The organism is Spirillospora sp. NPDC049652 (genome assembly GCF_040675125.1).
GTDB lineage: Bacteria > Actinomycetota > Actinomycetes > Streptosporangiales > Streptosporangiaceae > Spirillospora.
This window is the reverse complement of record NZ_JBFAOF010000006.1, coordinates 1-17204: the sequence shown is the minus strand read 5'-3', so window position 1 is coordinate 17204 and position 17204 is coordinate 1. Positions and strand designations below refer to the sequence as shown.

General features: G+C 68.4%; 27 protein-coding genes. All 27 read left to right on the top strand.

The window, feature by feature from the left end; translation table 11 throughout:
* The first annotated feature begins 173 nt into the window (after positions 1 to 173).
* A complete protein-coding gene (locus tag AB0J52_RS01235) occupies positions 174 to 1901 on the top strand; it encodes a hypothetical protein (protein ID WP_500179530.1) in 1728 nt (575 codons plus the stop codon).
* Between the two features lie 600 nt (positions 1902 to 2501).
* A complete protein-coding gene (rpsL, locus tag AB0J52_RS01230; protein WP_067832642.1) occupies positions 2502 to 2873 on the top strand; it encodes a 30S ribosomal protein S12 in 372 nt (123 codons plus the stop codon).
* A gap of 4 nt (positions 2874 to 2877) precedes the next feature.
* Positions 2878 to 3348 (top strand): 30S ribosomal protein S7, encoded by a 471-nt coding sequence (gene rpsG, locus AB0J52_RS01225; RefSeq protein ID WP_067806994.1) that lies wholly within the window; start codon positions 2878 to 2880, stop codon positions 3346 to 3348.
* Positions 3349 to 3391: 43 nt separating this feature from the next.
* Entirely contained in the window at positions 3392 to 5503 is a 2112-nt protein-coding gene (gene fusA / locus AB0J52_RS01220) for an elongation factor G (RefSeq protein ID WP_500179529.1), read from the top strand.
* A gap of 102 nt (positions 5504 to 5605) precedes the next feature.
* Positions 5606 to 6799 (top strand): elongation factor Tu, encoded by a 1194-nt coding sequence (gene tuf, locus AB0J52_RS01215; RefSeq protein WP_500179528.1) that lies wholly within the window; start codon positions 5606 to 5608, stop codon positions 6797 to 6799.
* Between the two features lie 111 nt (positions 6800 to 6910).
* Complete coding sequence (gene rpsJ, locus AB0J52_RS01210) at positions 6911 to 7219, top strand: 30S ribosomal protein S10 (protein WP_018657599.1); 309 nt, start codon at positions 6911 to 6913, stop codon at positions 7217 to 7219.
* Between the two features lie 13 nt (positions 7220 to 7232).
* Positions 7233 to 7883, top strand: a complete 651-nt coding sequence (gene rplC / locus AB0J52_RS01205; protein WP_500179527.1) for a 50S ribosomal protein L3 — start codon at positions 7233 to 7235, stop codon at positions 7881 to 7883.
* Complete coding sequence (gene rplD / locus AB0J52_RS01200) at positions 7880 to 8479, top strand: 50S ribosomal protein L4 (RefSeq protein WP_500179526.1); 600 nt, start codon at positions 7880 to 7882, stop codon at positions 8477 to 8479. The genes rplC and rplD overlap by 4 nt, the downstream gene beginning before the upstream one ends.
* A gap of 11 nt (positions 8480 to 8490) precedes the next feature.
* On the top strand, positions 8491 to 8796 hold the full coding sequence (gene rplW, locus AB0J52_RS01195) for a 50S ribosomal protein L23 (protein WP_500179525.1): 306 nt from the start codon (positions 8491 to 8493) through the stop codon (positions 8794 to 8796).
* Between the two features lie 46 nt (positions 8797 to 8842).
* On the top strand, positions 8843 to 9676 hold the full coding sequence (rplB, locus tag AB0J52_RS01190; RefSeq protein ID WP_122192382.1) for a 50S ribosomal protein L2: 834 nt from the start codon (positions 8843 to 8845) through the stop codon (positions 9674 to 9676).
* A 12-nt stretch (positions 9677 to 9688) separates the two neighbouring features.
* Positions 9689 to 9970, top strand: coding sequence for a 30S ribosomal protein S19 (gene rpsS, locus AB0J52_RS01185; protein WP_030176138.1), 282 nt, complete (start codon positions 9689 to 9691; stop codon positions 9968 to 9970).
* 29 nt (positions 9971 to 9999) lie between these two features.
* Entirely contained in the window at positions 10000 to 10377 is a 378-nt protein-coding gene (gene rplV, locus AB0J52_RS01180) for a 50S ribosomal protein L22 (RefSeq protein ID WP_026414306.1), read from the top strand.
* Positions 10377 to 11225, top strand: a complete 849-nt coding sequence (gene rpsC, locus AB0J52_RS01175) for a 30S ribosomal protein S3 (protein ID WP_500179524.1) — start codon at positions 10377 to 10379, stop codon at positions 11223 to 11225. Before rplV ends, rpsC begins: the two co-directional genes overlap by 1 nt.
* A gap of 8 nt (positions 11226 to 11233) precedes the next feature.
* A complete protein-coding gene (gene rplP, locus AB0J52_RS01170) occupies positions 11234 to 11653 on the top strand; it encodes a 50S ribosomal protein L16 (protein ID WP_131758589.1) in 420 nt (139 codons plus the stop codon).
* The gene (rpmC, locus tag AB0J52_RS01165; RefSeq protein ID WP_117360383.1) at positions 11653 to 11895 is read left to right on the top strand and encodes a 50S ribosomal protein L29; all 243 of its coding nucleotides are present in this window, start codon (positions 11653 to 11655) and stop codon (positions 11893 to 11895) included. Before rplP ends, rpmC begins: the two co-directional genes overlap by 1 nt.
* Complete coding sequence (rpsQ, locus tag AB0J52_RS01160; protein WP_500179523.1) at positions 11895 to 12167, top strand: 30S ribosomal protein S17; 273 nt, start codon at positions 11895 to 11897, stop codon at positions 12165 to 12167. The genes rpmC and rpsQ overlap by 1 nt, the downstream gene beginning before the upstream one ends.
* 157 nt (positions 12168 to 12324) lie before the next feature.
* A complete protein-coding gene (gene rplN, locus AB0J52_RS01155) occupies positions 12325 to 12693 on the top strand; it encodes a 50S ribosomal protein L14 (RefSeq protein WP_026414311.1) in 369 nt (122 codons plus the stop codon).
* Complete coding sequence (gene rplX / locus AB0J52_RS01150; RefSeq protein ID WP_500179522.1) at positions 12693 to 13001, top strand: 50S ribosomal protein L24; 309 nt, start codon at positions 12693 to 12695, stop codon at positions 12999 to 13001. Before rplN ends, rplX begins: the two co-directional genes overlap by 1 nt.
* Before the next feature lies 1 nt (position 13002).
* Positions 13003 to 13578, top strand: coding sequence for a 50S ribosomal protein L5 (rplE, locus tag AB0J52_RS01145; protein ID WP_500179521.1), 576 nt, complete (start codon positions 13003 to 13005; stop codon positions 13576 to 13578).
* Between the two features lie 4 nt (positions 13579 to 13582).
* A complete protein-coding gene (locus AB0J52_RS01140) occupies positions 13583 to 13768 on the top strand; it encodes a type Z 30S ribosomal protein S14 (protein WP_018657585.1) in 186 nt (61 codons plus the stop codon).
* Positions 13769 to 13896: 128 nt separating this feature from the next.
* Entirely contained in the window at positions 13897 to 14295 is a 399-nt protein-coding gene (gene rpsH, locus AB0J52_RS01135) for a 30S ribosomal protein S8 (protein WP_500179520.1), read from the top strand.
* Positions 14296 to 14312: 17 nt separating this feature from the next.
* Complete coding sequence (rplF, locus tag AB0J52_RS01130; RefSeq protein ID WP_500179519.1) at positions 14313 to 14849, top strand: 50S ribosomal protein L6; 537 nt, start codon at positions 14313 to 14315, stop codon at positions 14847 to 14849.
* 2 nt (positions 14850 to 14851) lie between these two features.
* Positions 14852 to 15238 (top strand): 50S ribosomal protein L18, encoded by a 387-nt coding sequence (gene rplR / locus AB0J52_RS01125; RefSeq protein WP_500179518.1) that lies wholly within the window; start codon positions 14852 to 14854, stop codon positions 15236 to 15238.
* A gap of 34 nt (positions 15239 to 15272) precedes the next feature.
* Entirely contained in the window at positions 15273 to 15896 is a 624-nt protein-coding gene (rpsE, locus tag AB0J52_RS01120; protein ID WP_026414317.1) for a 30S ribosomal protein S5, read from the top strand.
* Positions 15893 to 16075, top strand: a complete 183-nt coding sequence (gene rpmD, locus AB0J52_RS01115; protein ID WP_500179517.1) for a 50S ribosomal protein L30 — start codon at positions 15893 to 15895, stop codon at positions 16073 to 16075. Before rpsE ends, rpmD begins: the two co-directional genes overlap by 4 nt.
* Position 16076: 1 nt before the next feature.
* Positions 16077 to 16538 carry a 50S ribosomal protein L15 gene (gene rplO, locus AB0J52_RS01110; RefSeq protein WP_500179516.1) on the top strand — a complete coding sequence of 154 codons (462 nt, stop codon included), beginning with the start codon at positions 16077 to 16079 and terminating at the stop codon, positions 16536 to 16538.
* Positions 16539 to 16727: 189 nt separating this feature from the next.
* Positions 16728 to 17204: preprotein translocase subunit SecY (locus AB0J52_RS01105; RefSeq protein ID WP_500179545.1), on the top strand; the 477-nt coding region annotated here is incomplete at its 3' end.

The window sequence follows — 17204 nt, the reverse complement described above, 5'->3', positions numbered from 1 at the left end:
GCGCCGGTTTCGGGCCGGGCGGGACGGCGCGGGCGGGAACGGGCGGGCGGAAGAGGGCGTCAAAGGGGGAGATGATTTGCGATATCCCAGGAGATCGGGGCAGGCTTGAGCCCGATGCGTCACATCGTGGGGACCTCCCTCACGTGGGAATATCCGCCCGAAGGAGCCTGACGATGACCGAGAACGACGGCACGCAGGGCCCGCAGTGGCCGTCGCCTCAGGACGAGGAGAAGTCCGGGGGCGCGGAGGGCCGGGCGGCCGGTTCCCGTGAGGCCGGTTCCCGTGAGGACGACAGGGGCCCCCAGCAGCCCGCCCGCCCGATGGGCGACCGCACGGTCGTGTTCGGCGCGCCGCAGCTCGGCGGCGCCGGCGGCGTGCAGCCGTCCGGTCCCGCGGGCCCGTCCCGTCCCGAGCGGCCCGCGCCGCCCGCCGCACCGCCCACGATGATCGAGGCGATGCCGGCGGCGGGGCAGCAGCCCCCGACGCCGCCGCACGAGCCGCAGGGCGCGCCGGGTGGTTTCGGCGCCTACCCCGGCGGTGAGCAGCAGGGCGGCTTCGGCGCGCCTCCGGCCCGTCCAGGGGAACAGCAGCAGTACGGCGGTCAGCCGCCCACGCCGCCGCCCTTCGGGCAGCAGCCCCACGAGCAGCAGGGCTATGGCGTCCAGCCCGACCCGTACGGCCCCCCGCAGGGTTACGGCGGCCAGCAGCAGCCTGGCCACGCGCAGCCGGGCCAGCAGCAGCCGGGCCAGCCGGCGGGTCAGCCGTCGGCGGGGGAGCCCGCCTACCCGCAGCAGCCCTACGGGCAGCAGCCCGAGGCGGGCCAGTTCGGCCAGCCGGGCCAGCAGCCCTACGGCGCTCCTCAGGACCCGTACGCGCCGCCGCAGGGCTCCCCGTACCCGTCCGCCGGTGAGCCGTTCGCGCCGCCCGCGGAGCCGAAGGCCCCGGCGGCCGACTCCCATGTCCAGGGCGAGGAGCGCACGCTCATCGTCCCCGGCCCCGCCGCGTCTCCCGAGCCCGACCGCGCCGGACCGAAGGTCGACGACCAGGCCACCGTCGCGTGGTCGCCCGGCCCGGACGTCCCGGTGGCGTCGGGCCCGGAGCGGCGTCCGGCGGAGCCCTGGCAGGCCCCGGCCACGCCCGAGACCCCGGAGCCGTGGGCGAGCCCGCAGCCCGGCCGTCCGGTCGCGGGCCCACAGGCCGGTCAGCAGGGCGGTGACCACGAGCGCACGATGATGGTCCCGCCGCCCGAGCAGAACCTCGGCGCGCCCGTCGCCGGGCACGACCCGGCCGGGCACTCCGGGCCGTCCGCGTTCGGCGGCGACCGCCGGCAGGCCGAGGACGGTCTGCCCACCCAGGCGTTCGACCCGTCCGGCCAGGGGCAGCCGCAGGGCCAGCAGCCCGGCCAGCAGGGCGAGGGCCTCGGCGACGCGACCCGTATGGACGTCGGCCGCCAGCAGTGGGGCGCGCCCGCCCAGCAGGGCCAGTTCGGCCAGGGAGCCCAGCAGTACGGCCAGCAGGAGCAGGGCCAGTTCGGCCAGGGAGCCCGGCAGTACGGCCAGCAGGGGCAGGGGCAGCACGGCGAGTTCGGCCAGCCCCAGCAGGACCAGTTCGGCCAGCAGGGGCAGGGGCAGTTCGGCCAGGGCCAGCAGGGGCAGCAGGGCCAGTACGGCCAGCACGCGGCGGCCCCTTTCGGGCAGCCGCAGGGCCAGGGACAGGGCCAGTTCGGCGCTGCCCAGCAGTACGGCCAGCCCGCTCAGGGCGGTGAGGGCTACCCCGGCTACCAGCAGTCCGGCTCCCCGCAGGGAGAGGGCAAGAGCAACAAGCAGCTCTGGTACGTCGTGGGCGGCGCGGCCCTCGTCGCGATCATCCTCGTGGTGCTGGTCGTCGCCTTCGTCCTCTGACCGGATTGACCGGAACCCGCGGGCGGGCGGCCGGTCCGGTGGACGTGCCGCGCGGCGGCGACACGCAAAGATCTGGCCCGGGTTCCTTGACCCCGGGCCCGGCAGCGGCAGGGCGGTGAGGACGAAACGCCGACGGGATTTGCGTCACACGACGGGAACATCCCGTCGGCGTTCGGCCGTTGTGACTACGGGAAGATGGCCCGTGGGGGCGTCGCGAGCTTGCGCCGGAGGGGTCGCTCGCGATAGTGCACTGTTCGCTTTGACCTTTCGCGTAGTGGTCGGTAACCTCTTGGCTTGTGCCCGCTGTGTGCGGGCCAATCTGCGTGCGCGTCGGCAGGGCCCTGCGATTTGACAGGGCGGCTCAGCGCCGCAGCAAACTCCCCGGCTTGTTTCGGCCCATGCAGTGGGCCGGGCGGTCTCGTGTCGGATCACGGTCATCTTTTGGGTGAGCAGGATGCGACACGCCCGACCGCGTGGGTCGGAGAGGTCGGGAAACCGGCAGGTCACAGCCTCAAACGAGGTGGTGATGACGGGCCTCGTCCATACGGGGCTCAGGCAGAACAAGACTTACCGGCTCGGTACGAGGAAGACGGAGACGCGGTGCCCACGATCCAGCAGCTGGTCCGAAAGGGCCGCCAGGACAAGGTGACCAAGAACAAGACGCCGGCGCTCAAGGGCAGCCCCCAGCGCCGGGGTGTCTGCACGCGCGTCTACACGACGACGCCCAAGAAGCCGAACTCTGCGCTTCGCAAGGTCGCCCGTGTCCGGCTGACCAGCGGGATTGAGGTCACGGCCTACATCCCCGGCGTCGGCCACAACCTGCAGGAGCACTCGATCGTGCTCGTGCGCGGCGGCCGAGTGAAGGACCTCCCGGGCGTTCGGTACAAGATCATTCGCGGCTCGCTGGACACCCAGGGCGTCCGCAACCGCAAGCAGGCGCGCAGCCGCTACGGCGCCAAGAAGGAGAAGTGAGCTAATGCCGCGCAAGGGCCCTGCTGGCAAGCGCCAGCTCATCGCGGACCCGGTGTACAACTCGCCGCTGGTCACCGCGCTGATCAACAAGGTTCTCCTGGACGGCAAGCGCTCCATCGCGCAGAGCATCGTCTACGACGCTCTGGAGGGTGCGCGCGAGAAGACCGGCAACGACCCGGTCGTCACGCTCAAGCGCGCGCTGGACAACGTCAAGCCGACCCTGGAGGTCCGCTCCCGCCGCGTCGGCGGCGCGACCTACCAGGTTCCGGTCGAGGTCCGGCCGGCCCGCTCCACGACTCTCGCGCTGCGCTGGCTGGTGCTCTACGCCCGGCAGCGTCGTGAGAAGACCATGACCGAGCGCCTGATGAACGAGCTGCTCGACGCCTCCAACGGCCTCGGCGCGTCCGTCAAGAAGCGCGAGGACACGCACAAGATGGCGGAGTCCAACAAGGCCTTCGCCCACTACCGCTGGTAATCCGGCGGATCCTGACTTACGACGAGACGACGCGAGGACGAAAGTGGCTACCAAAACCGGTGTAGACCTCTCCAAGGTCCGCAACATCGGCATCATGGCCCACATCGACGCCGGAAAGACCACCACCACCGAGCGGATCCTGTACTACACGGGCATCAGCTACAAGATCGGTGAGGTCCACGACGGCGCGGCCACGATGGACTGGATGGAGCAGGAGCAGGAGCGGGGCATCACCATCACCTCCGCGGCCACCACCTGCACCTGGCCGGTCGAGGACGTCAAGCACACCATCAACATCATCGACACTCCGGGCCACGTCGACTTCACCATCGAGGTGGAGCGGTCGCTGCGCGTCCTGGACGGTGCCGTCGCGGTGTTCGACGGTGTCGCGGGCGTCGAGCCGCAGTCCGAGACCGTGTGGCGCCAGGCGGACCGCTACGGCGTCCCGCGGATCTGCTTCGTCAACAAGCTCGACCGGGTCGGCGCGGAGTTCCACCGCTGCGTCGACATGATCACGGACCGCCTGAACGCGACCCCGCTGGTCATGCAGCTCCCGATCGGCGCCGAGGCGGACTTCAAGGGCGTCGTCGACCTGGTCACGATGAAGGCCCTGGTCTGGAACGAGGACGCCAAGCTCGGCGAGATGTACGACACGGTCGAGATCCCCGACACGCACGTCGAGGCCGCCCAGGAGTGGCACGACAAGCTGGTCGAGACGCTCGCCGAGGGCGACGACGAGATCATGGAGCTCTACCTGGAGGGCACCGAGCCCACCGTGGAGCAGATCTACGCCGGTGTCCGCCGCGCCACCATCGCGGGCAACCTGTTCCCGGTCCTCACCGGTACGGCGTTCAAGAACAAGGGCGTGCAGCCCCTGCTCGACGCCATCGTCCGCTACCTGCCCTCGCCGCTGGACGACGGCGGCGTGGACGGCCACGCGGTGCGCGACGAGGAGAAGACCATCCACCGCGACGCCAGCGAGGACGAGCCGTTCTCCGCCCTGGCGTTCAAGATCGCGTCCGACCCGCACCTGGGCAAGCTCACCTTCATCCGCGTCTACTCGGGCGTGCTGGAGGCCGGTTCCCAGGTCCTGAACTCCGTCAAGGAGCGCAAGGAGCGGATCGGCAAGATCTACCGGATGCACGCGAACAAGCGCGAGGAGATCACCCACGTGGGCGCCGGCGACATCGTCGCCGTCATGGGTCTGAAGCAGACCACCACCGGTGAGACCCTGAGCGACGAGAAGGACCCCATCGTCCTCGAGTCGATGAACTTCCCGGCGCCGGTCATCCACGTCGCGATCGAGCCGAAGACCAAGGCCGACCAGCAGAAGCTCGGCACCGCCATCCAGCGGCTCGCGGAGGAGGACCCCTCCTTCCAGGTCCGCACGGACGAGGAGACCGGCCAGACGGTCATCTCCGGCATGGGCGAGCTCCACCTGGAGATCCTGGTCGACCGCATGAAGCGGGAGTTCAAGGTCGACGCCAACGTCGGCAAGCCCCAGGTCGCGTACCGCGAGACCATCACCCGCAAGGTGGAGAAGGTCGAGTACACGCACAAGAAGCAGACCGGTGGTTCCGGTCAGTTCGGTCGCGTGATCATCAACCTGGAGCCGCTGGGCGAGGGCAACGACGGTTACGAGTTCGAGAACAAGGTCACCGGTGGCCGCATCCCGCGGGAGTACATCCCGTCGGTCGACGCGGGCTGCCAGGAGGCCGCCGAGTTCGGTGTTCTCGCCGGCTACCCGATGGTGGGCGTGAAGGTCACCCTTCTCGACGGTGCCTACCACGAGGTGGACTCCTCGGAGATGGCGTTCAAGATCGCCGGTTCCATGGCGTTCAAGGAGGCCGCCCGCAAGGCCGGGGCGACCATCCTGGAGCCACTGATGGCCGTCGAGGTCACCACGCCCGAGGAGAACATGGGCGACGTCATCGGCGACATCAACTCCCGGCGCGGCCAGGTCCAGTCCATGGACGAGCGCGCGGGGATGCGGGTCGTCAAGTCGCTCGTGCCCCTGTCGGAGATGTTCGGCTACGTGGGTGATCTGCGCAGCAAGACCCAGGGCCGGGCTGTTTTCACCATGCTGTTCGACTCCTACGCCGAGGTTCCGCGGAACGTCGCGGAGGAGATCATCGCCAAGGCCCGGGGCGAGTAGCAGCCGGTCCCGGCCCGGCGACGGTCGTCGAGCCAGCACAGTCACCCAGCCAGCACACGAAGCGGCCTCCTGCAGGCCGAGGATCGCAACAAGGAGCAACCAGTGGCGAAGGCCAAGTTCGAGCGGACCAAGCCGCACGTGAACATCGGCACCATTGGGCACATCGACCACGGTAAGACCACGCTTACCGCGGCGATCACCAAGGTGCTCCACGACAAGTACCCGGACATCAACCCCTTCACGCCGTTCGAGGACATCGACAAGGCGCCGGAGGAGCGCGAGCGCGGTATCACCATCTCGATCGCGCACGTCGAGTACCAGACCGAGTCGCGGCACTACGCGCACGTCGACTGCCCGGGTCACGCCGACTACATCAAGAACATGATCACCGGTGCGGCGCAGATGGACGGCGCCATCCTGGTGGTCGCCGCCACCGACGGCCCGATGCCGCAGACCAAGGAGCACGTGCTCCTGGCCCGCCAGGTCGGCGTCCCCTACATCGTCGTCGCGCTGAACAAGTGCGACATGGTGGACGACGAGGAGATCCTGGAGCTCGTCGAGCTCGAGGTCCGCGAGCTGCTGTCGGAGTACGAGTTCCCGGGCGACGACGTCCCGGTGGTCCGCGTCTCCGCGTTCCAGGCGCTGCAGGGCGACGAGAAGTGGGCCGAGTCCATCCTCGAGCTCATGACCGCGGTGGACGAGAACGTCCCCGAGCCCAAGCGTGACGTCGAGAAGCCGTTCCTGATGCCGATCGAGGACGTCTTCTCGATCACCGGCCGTGGCACCGTCGTCACCGGCCGCATCGAGCGCGGTGTGGTCAACGTGAACGAGGAAGTCGAGATCATCGGCATCAAGGACACCTCGTCCAAGACCACCGTCACCGGTGTCGAGATGTTCCGCAAGCTGCTCGACCAGGGCCAGGCGGGCGACAACGTCGGCCTGCTGCTGCGCGGCATCAAGCGCGAGGACGTCGAGCGCGGCCAGTGTGTCATCAAGCCGGGCACCAACACCCCGCACACCGAGTTCGAGGCTCAGGTCTACATCCTGTCCAAGGACGAGGGCGGCCGCCACACGCCGTTCTTCAACAACTACCGCCCGCAGTTCTACTTCCGTACCACGGACGTGACCGGCGTCGTGTACCTCCCCGAGGGCACCGAGATGGTCATGCCGGGCGACAACACCGAGATGCGCGTCGAGCTGATCCAGCCCGTCGCCATGGAGGAGGGCCTGAAGTTCGCCATCCGCGAGGGTGGCCGGACGGTCGGCGCGGGTCGCGTCACCAAGGTCATCAAGTAACACTCTCGTAGTTCGGCGGGCTGACCACTGGCCTGGAACGCCATGTCGGCCCGCCGTTCCACGACCGAAGAAGCAACAGCGGCACTACCAGCAAAGGACACCGAGGCCACCATGGCGGGACAGAAGATCCGCATCCGGCTCAAGGCCTACGACCACGAGGTCATCGACACCTCCGCGAAGAAGATCGTTGAGACGGTGACGCGGACGGGCGCCAAGGTCGCGGGCCCGGTGCCGCTGCCGACCGAGAAGAACGTGTACTGCGTCATCCGCTCGCCGCACAAGTACAAGGACAGCCGCGAGCACTTCGAGATGCGCACGCACAAGCGGTTGATCGACATCATCGACCCGACGCCCAAGACGGTCGACTCGCTGATGCGACTCGACCTCCCGGCCGGCGTTGACATCGAGATCAAGCTCTGAGGGACGCACCAAAATGAGTACGCAGAGGAAGGGCGTCCTGGGCGAGAAGCTCGGCATGACCCAGGTCTTCGACGATGAGGGCCGGATGGTTCCGGTAACCGTCGTCCAGGCCGGGCCGTGCGTGGTCACCCAGCTCAAGGACCAGGAGAAGGACGGCTACACCGCCGTGCAGATCGGCTTCGGCCAGATCGACCCGCGCAAGGTCAACAAGCCGCGCACGGGCCACTTCGAGAAGGCCGGCGTCACGCCGCGCCGCTACCTGGTCGAGCTGCGCGTTGACGACGCCGCCGAGTACGAACTCGGCCAGGAGATCACCGCCAGCGTCTTCGAGGCCGGCCAGAAGATCGACGTGACCGGCACCAGCAAGGGCAAGGGCACCGCGGGTGTCATGAAGCGCCACGGCTTCAAGGGCCTCGGCGCCTCGCACGGTACCCAGCGCAAGCACCGCTCGCCGGGTTCGATCGGCGGCTGCGCGACCCCTGGTCGCGTCTTCAAGGGCCTCCGCATGGCGGGACGGCACGGCAACGCCCGTGCCACCGTCCAGAACCTGACCGTCCACGCGATCGACGCGGAGAAGGGCCTGCTCCTCATCAAGGGTGCGGTCCCCGGTCCCAACGGCGGCGTGGTCCTGGTCCGCGACGCAGTGAAGGGGACGGGCAAGTGACCACCAAGCTCGACATCGAACTGCCGGCCGAGATCTTCGACCGGAAGACCAGCGTTCCGCTGATCCACCAGGTCGTCGTGGCGCAGCTCGCGGCGGCTCGGCAGGGCACGCACTCCACCAAGACCCGGGGCGAGGTCTCCGGCGGTGGCAAGAAGCCGTACCGGCAGAAGGGCACCGGCCGCGCGCGCCAGGGTTCGACCCGCGCGCCGCAGTTCGCCGGTGGTGGCATCGTCCACGGCCCGCAGCCGCGCGACTACTCGCAGCGGACGCCCAAGAAGATGAAGGCCGCCGCGCTCCGCGGCGCGCTGTCGGACCGCGCCCGCTTCGGCCGGGTGCACGTCGTCGACAGCCTTCTCGAGGGCGACACCCCGAAGACGAAGACGGCGCTGGCCGCCCTGCGCGGCGTGACCCAGGCCAAGCGCGTGCTCCTGGTCCTGGACCGCGAGGACGAGCTGACCTGGAAGTCGCTGCGCAACGAGGCGAGCGTGCACGTCATCGTCGATGACCAGCTCAACACCTACGACGTGCTCGTGAACGACGACGTGGTCTTCACCCAGAAGGCGTACGAGTCGTTCCTCGCGCGCGTGAAGAAGTAACGAGGGCAGACATGAACAAGATCTCTGACCCCCGCGACATCATCATCGCGCCGGTCGTCTCGGAGAAGAGCTACGGGCTGCTCGACGAGGGCAAGTACACCTTCATCGTCCGGCCGGACGCCAACAAGACGCAGATCAAGCAGGCCGTCGAGGCGATCTTCGACCGCAAGGTGGCCGGCGTCAACACGATCAACCGTCCGGGGAAGCGCAAGCGGACCCGCTTTGGCTACGGTCAGCGCAAGGGCACCAAGCGCGCGATCGTGAGCCTGGCCGAGGGCGAGCAGCCGATCGACATCTTCGGCGGACAGACCTCCTGACGAGGTCCGAGCCCCGAAGCGTGAACTAAGGGATTGCACGAATAAGATGGGCATCCGTAAGTACAAGCCGACGACCCCGGGTCGTCGCGGCTCCAGCGTGGCCGACTTCGTCGAGATCACGCGCACCGAGCCGGAGAAGTCGCTGCTGCGTCCTCTCCCGAAGAAGGGCGGCCGTAACAACCACGGCCGCATCACCACTCGTCACCAGGGCGGCGGGCACAAGCGCGCGTACCGGCTGATCGACTTCCGCCGGCACGACAAGGACGGCGTTCCGGCGAAGGTCGCTCACATCGAGTACGACCCGAACCGCACCGCCCGCATCGCGCTGCTGCACTACGCCGACGGTGAGAAGCGGTACATCCTCGCGCCGCAGGGGCTCAAGCAGGGCGACCGGGTCGAGAACGGCCCCGGTTCGGACATCAAGCCGGGCAACTGCCTGCCGCTTCGCAACATCCCGACCGGTACGGTCATCCACGCCATCGAGCTGAAGCCCGGTGGCGGCGCGAAGATCGCCCGGTCCGCGGGCGCCGGCGTCCAGCTCCTCGCCAAGGAGGGCAAGTACGCCACGCTGCGTATGCCGTCCGGCGAGATGCGCATGGTGGACGTCCGCTGCCGCGCCACGGTGGGCGAGGTCGGCAACGCCGAGCAGTCCAACATCAACTGGGGCAAGGCCGGCCGCATGCGCTGGAAGGGCAAGCGCCCGACCGTCCGCGGTGTGGCCATGAACCCGATCGACCACCCGCACGGTGGTGGTGAGGGCAAGACCTCCGGCGGCCGCCACCCGGTCAACCCGAACGGTAAGAAGGAAGGCCGGACTCGCAAGGCGAACAAGTCCAGCGACCGTCTCATCGTCCGTCGTCGCAGCAAGAAGAAGCGGTAGGAGTCGCTCGCAATGCCACGTAGCCTTAAGAAGGGCCCCTTCGTGGACGACCACCTGATCAAGAAGGTGGACGCCCAGAACGAGAAGGGGACGAAGAACGTCATCAAGACGTGGTCGCGGCGCTCCATGATCGTGCCGGACATGATCGGTCACACGATCGCCGTGCACGACGGCCGCAAGCACGTCCCGGTGTTCATCACCGACGCCATGGTGGGACACAAGCTCGGCGAGTTCGCGCCGACGCGCACGTTCCGCAGCCACGTCAAGGAAGACCGCCGCAGCCGTCGCGGCTGAGCAGGAATCTGTAGGAGAGAGGAACAGCGATGGAAGCCAGGGCCCAGGCACGGTTCATCCGTGTCACGCCCATGAAGGCTCGGCGCGTGGTGGACCTCATCCGCGGCCTGCCTGCCGCGGAGGCGCAGCAGGTGCTGCGGTTCGCCCCTCAGGCGGCGAGTGAGCCCGTGGGCAAGGTGCTCGCGAGTGCCATCGCCAACGCCGAGCACAACTTCAAGCTCGACACCGAGACGCTGGTCGTGAGCCACGCGTACGTGGACGAGGGGCCGACGCTGAAGCGTTTCCGCCCCCGCGCCCAGGGTCGGGCTTACCGCATCAACAAGCGCACGAGCCACATCACGGTGGTCGTCGCCCCGCGTGACGAGGTCGCTGCGGCCGGCGGTAAGAAGACGAGGAGGGCCCGGTAGTGGGTCAGAAGATCAACCCGCACGGGTTCCGGCTCGGCATCACCACCGACCACAAGTCCGTGTGGTTCGCCGACAAGCTCTACAAGGACTACGTCAAGGAGGACGTCCAGATCCGGCGCATGCTCTCCAAGGGCATGGACCGGGCGGGCATCTCCAAGGTCGAGATCGAGCGCACCCGTGACCGCGTCGAGGTGAACATCCACACCGCGCGTCCGGGCATCGTGATCGGCCGGCGTGGCGCGGAGGCCGAGCGCCTCCGCGGCGACCTGGAGAAGCTGACCGGCAAGCAGGTCCGGCTGAACATCCTCGAGGTCAAGAACCCCGAGATCGACGCCCAGCTCGTCGCGCAGGGCGTGGCTGAGCAGCTGAGCTCCCGCGTGGCGTTCCGCCGCGCGATGCGCAAGGCGATCCAGTCCGCCATGAAGTCCGGCGCCAAGGGCATCAAGGTGCAGTGCTCCGGCCGTCTCGGCGGCGCGGAGATGTCCCGGTCCGAGTTCTACCGCGAGGGCCAGGTTCCGCTGCACACGCTGCGCGCGGACATCGACTACGGCTTCTACGAGGCCCGGACGACGTTCGGCCGCATCGGCGTGAAGGTGTGGATCTACAAGGGCGAGGCCGCCCAGACCCGCGCCGAGCGCGAGGCCCAGGCCGCGCAGCAGCGCGCGGCGGGCGGCGGTCGCGGCGGCGAGCGCCGTGAGCGTCGCGGCGGCGGCGGTGGCGGCGGCCGGGGTGGCCGCGGCGGCCGTGGCGGCCAGGGCGGCGGCGGCGACCGCGCGCCCCGTCAGCAGCAGAACACCGAGCAGCAGGCCCCCGCCTCTGAGGCTGCTCCGACTGGTGAGGGGAGCTGAACCGACCGATGCTGATCCCTCGTAAGGTCAAGCACCGCAAGCAGCACCACCCGAAGCGCCGGGGCATGGCCAAGGGCGGCACCAAGGTCACCTTCGGTGAGTACGGCATCCAGGCCGTCGAGGCCGCGTACGTGACCAACCGGCAGATCGAGGCCGCGCGTATCGCCATGACCCGCCACATCAAGCGTGGCGGCAAGGTCTGGATCAACATCTTCCCGGACCGCCCGCTGACCAAGAAGCCGGCCGAGACCCGCATGGGTTCCGGCAAGGGCTCGGTCGAGTGGTGGGTGGCCAACGTGAAGCCGGGCCGCGTGATGTTCGAGATCTCCTACCCGAACGAGCAGGTCGCTCGGGAGGCGCTCACCCGCGCGATCCACAAGCTGCCCATGAAGTGCAAGATCGTGAAGCGAGAGGTGGGTGAGTCCTGATGGCCAAGGGTCTTACCGCCGATGACCTGCGGACCGAGCCTGAGGACGTGCTGGTCACCAAGCTCAAGGAGGCCAAGGAGGAGCTCTTCAACCTCCGCTTCCAGGCCGCGACCGGGCAGCTTGAGAGCCACGGGCGGCTGCGCACGGTGAAGCGCGAGATCGCTCGCATCTACACCGTCATGCGCGAGCGCGAGCTCGGGATTGTCGACGACCCGCGCACGTCGCAGGAGGGCGAGAAGTAATGGCAGAGCAGACCGAGGCGCGCGGGATCACCCGCAAGGTGCTCGAGGGCCTGGTGGTCTCCGACAAGATGGACAAGACCGTGGTCGTGTCCGTCGAGGACCGCGTCAAGCACCCGAAGTACCACAAGGTCATCCGCCGCACGAAGAACTACAAGGCGCACGACGAGGCCAACGAGTGTGGCATCGGCGACCGCGTCCGCCTGATGGAGACCCGCCCGCTGTCGGCGACCAAGCGCTGGCGCGTGGTGGAGATCCTCGAGAAGGCCAAGTAACCAGGGAGCTCCGCCCCGTCCGGGGCGCCTCCCGACAGACTCCCCGTGGGCGGGCCCTCCCCGAGAGGGCCCGCGTTCGGGGGGAGACCAGTGAAGGTTCCGCCAGGCTCCACGAGCGAGGCTCAGTGGAGAACCGGTGTGACGAAATGGAGTTGACGTGATCCAGCAGGAGTCGCGACTCAAGGTCGCCGACAACACGGGTGCGAAGGAGATCCTTTGCATCCGCGTTCTCGGTGGCTCGGGTCGGCGCTACGCGGGAGTCGGCGACGTCATTGTCGCGACGGTGAAGGACGCCCTTCCCGGCGCGGGCGTGAAGAAGGGTGACGTCGTCAAGGCGGTCGTCGTGCGCACCCGCAAGGAGCGCCGGCGCCCGGACGGCTCCTACATCCGCTTCGACGAGAACGCGGCCGTCCTGATCAAGGACGGCGGCGACCCCCGTGGCACCCGCATCTTCGGCCCGGTCGGCCGTGAACTGCGCGAGAAGAAGTTCATGCGCATCATCTCGCTCGCGCCGGAGGTGCTGTGATGAAGATCAAGAAGGGCGACGAGGTCGTCGTCATCGCCGGCAAGGACAAGGGTGCGACCGGCAAGGTCATCCGTGTCATTCCGCGTGAGGAGCGCGTCGTCGTCGAAGGCGTCAACCTCATCACGAAGAACATCAAGGCCGACGCGCAGCGAGCCGGCAAGGAGAGCGGCCGCGTGACCGTCGAGGCGCCGCTCCACGTGAGCAACGTGGCCCTGGCCGAGGACGGCAAGCCCGTCCGGGTCGGCTACCGCCTCAACGAGGACGGCACCAAGGTCCGGATCTCGCGCCGTAGCGGCAAGGAGATCTGAGATGACCGAGACCGTTACCGAGCGTCCCGTGCCGCAGCCGCGCCTGAAGCTCCGCTACCGTGACGAGATCGTCAAGGGCATGCAGGAGCAGTTCGGCTACGGCAACATCATGCTGGTGCCCGGGCTGACGAAGATCGTCGTCAACATGGGTGTCGGCGACGCCGCCAAGGACGCGAAGCTGATCGAGGGCGCCGTCCGCGACCTGGCCGCGATCACCGGCCAGAAGCCGGCCGTCAACCGGGCCAAGAAGTCCATCGCGCAGTTCAAGCTGCGCGAGGGCATGCCGATCGGCGCGCACGTGACCCTGCGCGGCGACCGCATGTGGGAGTTCCTGGACCGGCTGCTCGCCACCGCGCTGCCCCGCATCCGTGACTTCCGCGGCCTGTCGCCGAAGCAGTTCGACGGCAACGGGAACTACACGTTCGGTCTGACCGAGCAGGTCATGTTCCACGAGGTCGACCCGGACAAGATCGACCGTGTCCGCGGTATGGACATCACCGTGGTGACCACGGCCAAGACCGACGACGAGGGCCGGGCGCTGCTGAAGCTCCTGGGCTTCCCGTTCAAGGAGAACTGAGCAGATGGCCAAGAAGAGCCTCATCGCGAAGGCGGCTCGGAAGCCCAAGTTCGGCGTGCGCGCGTACACCCGCTGCTCGCGCTGCGGCCGTCCGCGTTCCGTGTACCGCAAGTTCGGCCTGTGCCGCGTGTGCTTCCGTGAGATGGCGCACCGGGGCGAGCTGCCGGGCATCACGAAGTCGAGCTGGTAACCAGCCCAGCCTGTAATAACCACCGGGCACCTGACGAAGGTGCCCATGACCGCGCCAAAGGTCCATCCGCCCCGTCCGCTGGGCGGGCCGGGCGGATGGAAACCGTGGCGAGGGAGGGCCAGTAGGCCATGACGATGACCGACCCGATCGCAGACATGCTGACGCGTCTGCGGAACGCTAACTCGGCGTACCACGACTCGGTGTCGATGCCGTACTCGAAGATCAAGGCGCACATCGCCGAGATCCTCCAGCAGGAGGGCTACATCTCGGGCTGGAGCGTCGAGGACGCCGAGGTGGGCAAGAAGCTCATGATCGAGCTGAAGTTCGGCCCGACCCGCGAGCGTTCGATCGCCGGCATCAAGCGCGTTTCCAAGCCCGGTCTTCGGGTTTACGCGAAGAAGGACAACCTGCCCAAGGTCCTGGGCGGCCTGGGCGTCGCGATCATCTCGACGTCCTCCGGCCTCATGACCGACCGGCAGGCGGGCAAGCGCGGCGTGGGCGGCGAAGTCCTCGCCTACGTCTGGTAGAGGGGAGGATTCGCAGAATGTCTCGCATTGGACGTCTCCCCATCACCGTGCCCGGCGGCGTCGAGGTGAAGGTCGACGGTCGTGACGTCTCGGTCAAGGGCCCGAAGGGCACCCTGTCCCTGACGGTCTCCGAGCCGATCGAGGTCGCGATGGAGGACGGTCAGGTGACCGTCTCGCGGCCGAACGACATCAACACGGTCCGCGCGCTGCACGGCCTGACCCGGTCGCTGATCAACAACATGGTGGTCGGCGTCACCGAGGGGTACAAGAAGACCCTGGTCATCCAGGGCGTCGGTTACCGCGTGGTGGCCAAGGGCAAGAACCTGGAGTTCTCGCTCGGGTACAGCCACCCGATCACGGTCGAGCCGCCGGAAGGCATCACCTTCACGGTCGAGAAGCCGACCCAGCTGGTCGTCGAGGGCATCGACAAGCAGAAGGTCGGCGAGGTCGCCGCCAACATTCGTAAGCTGCGCAAGCCCGACCCGTACAAGGGCAAGGGCGTGCGTTACGAGGGCGAGCAGATCCGCCGCAAGGTCGGAAAGGCTGGTAAGTAGTCATGGCAGGCACGAAGCACCTGGCCGGCAAGGCCACGTCGAAGCGTGCGCTGGCCCGCAAGCGGCGGCACCTGCGGGTCCGCAAGAAGGTCCTCGGCACCGCCGAGCGTCCCCGCCTTGTCGTGACGCGCTCCAACCAGCACATGTTCGCTCAGGTCATCGACGACTCCAAGGGCCACACCGTGGCGTGGGCGTCGACCATGGAGGCCGACCTGCGCGGCTCCGACGGCGACAAGACGGCGAAGTCCCGCAAGGTCGGCGAGCTGCTCGCCGAGCGCGCGCAGGCCGCCGGAGTGACCGCTGTGGTCTTCGACCGTGGCGGCAACAAGTACCACGGTCGCGTCGCCGCCGTCGCGGACGGCGCTCGTGAGGGGGGCCTGAAGCTCTGATGGCTCTCACGACCAACGAGAAGAGGAACCACTGATGGCAGCGCAGAGGCGTGGTGGCGGTCAGGGTGGCGACCGTCGCGACGGCCGCCGCGATGACCGTCGCGGTGGCGCCGACAAGGGCCAGTCGTACATCGAGAAGGTCGTGGCGATCAACCGTGTCGCCAAGGTCGTCAAGGGTGGACGTCGCTTCAGCTTCACCGCCCTGGTGATCGTCGGTGACGGCAACGGCACCGTCGGCGTCGGCTACGGCAAGGCCAAGGAGGTGCCCGCGGCGATCGCCAAGGGCGTCGAGGAGGCCAAGAAGCACTTCTTCAAGGTGCCGCGGATCCAGGGCACCATCCCTCACACCGTCCAGGGTGAGGCCGCCGCGGGCGTCGTCCTGCTGCGTCCCGCGTCCCCCGGTACCGGTGTGATCGCGGGTGGCCCGGTGCGCGCGGTGCTGGAGTGCGCCGGCATCCACGACGTGCTGAGCAAGTCGCTCGGCACCGACAACGCGATCAACATCGTCCACGCCACCGTGGACGGTCTGAAGCAGCTCAAGCGTCCCGAGGAGATCGCGGCCAAGCGCGGCCTGCCGATCGAGGACGTGGCGCCGGCCGCCATGCTGCGGGCCCGGGCCGCCGGGTCCGAGGCCCGGACGGAGGCCACCGCGTCATGAGCCAGCTGAAGATCAAGCAGATCAAGTCTGTGATCAGCGAGAAGCAGAACCAGCGTGACACGCTGCGGACGCTGGGCCTCAAGAAGATCGGCCAGTCGGTCGTGCGTGAGGACACCCAGCAGGTCCGTGGCATGATCCGGACGGTGGCCCACCTGGTCGCCGTCGAGGAGGTCGACTGACATGGCCGACGCCACCGAGGGCACCCCGCTCAAGGTGCACGACCTGCGTCCGGCCCCTGGCGCCAACCGCCCCAAGACCCGCAAGGGCCGTGGCGAGGCGTCCAAGGGCAAGACCGCCGGCCGCGGCACCAAGGGCACCAAGGCCCGCAACACCGTTCCGGTCGGGTTCGAGGGCGGCCAGATGCCCCTGATCCGCCGGATCCCGAAGCTCAAGGGCTTCAAGAACCCCAACCGGGTCGAGTTCCAGGTCGTGAACCTGGACAAGCTCGCCGCCCTCTACCCCGAGGGTGGCGAGGTGACCGCCGAGGACCTGGCGGCCAAGGGCGCGGTCCGCGCCGGCCGTCCGGTGAAGATCCTCGGCACCGGTGAGATCTCCGTCGCCGTCCAGGTGAAGGCGCACGCCTTCTCCGGCGCGGCCAAGGAGAAGATCACGGCCGCCGGCGGTACCGCCGAGCAGCTCTGAGATCGACACCCGTGAGACCGGGGCCAGAGTCCACCACGTGTCCGGGCCGGTGGGCCCGACGCGGGGGGACCGGCCCCGGTCTCATCTGCTGTTAGAGTCTCCCCGGCGGTGGTGGCCGGCGTTCGTGCGTCAGGCCCCCCGCCGTTGTTGCCGATGGGCTGATTTTCCGCAAGCTCCGCAGGAGGAATGGTGCTGACCGCGTTCGCTCGGGCCTTCAGAACGCCCGATCTGCGTAAGAAGCTGCTGTTCACGCTTCTGATGATCGTGGTGTTCCGGATCGGCCAGAACCTGCCGACTCCGAACGTGAACGTGGAGGTGCTGAGGCAGACCGCCGACGCGGCCAAGAAGTCCAACCAGCTCTATGGTCTGGTGGACCTGTTCTCCGGTGGCGCGCTGCTGAAGCTGTCGGTGTTCGCGCTGGGCATCATGCCTTACATCACCGCGTCGATCATTCTGCAGTTGCTGACGGTGGTGATTCCGCGGCTGGAGGCCCTGAAGAAGGAGGGCCAGGCCGGGACGACGAAGATCACGCAGTACACGCGTTACCTGACGGTGGGTCTGGCGATCCTGCAGGGGACGGGTGTGGTCGCGATGGCGGCGACCGGGAACCTGTTCCAGAACGCGGGCGGGTCGGACGAGATCTTGTACAAGACGGGGATCTTCCCG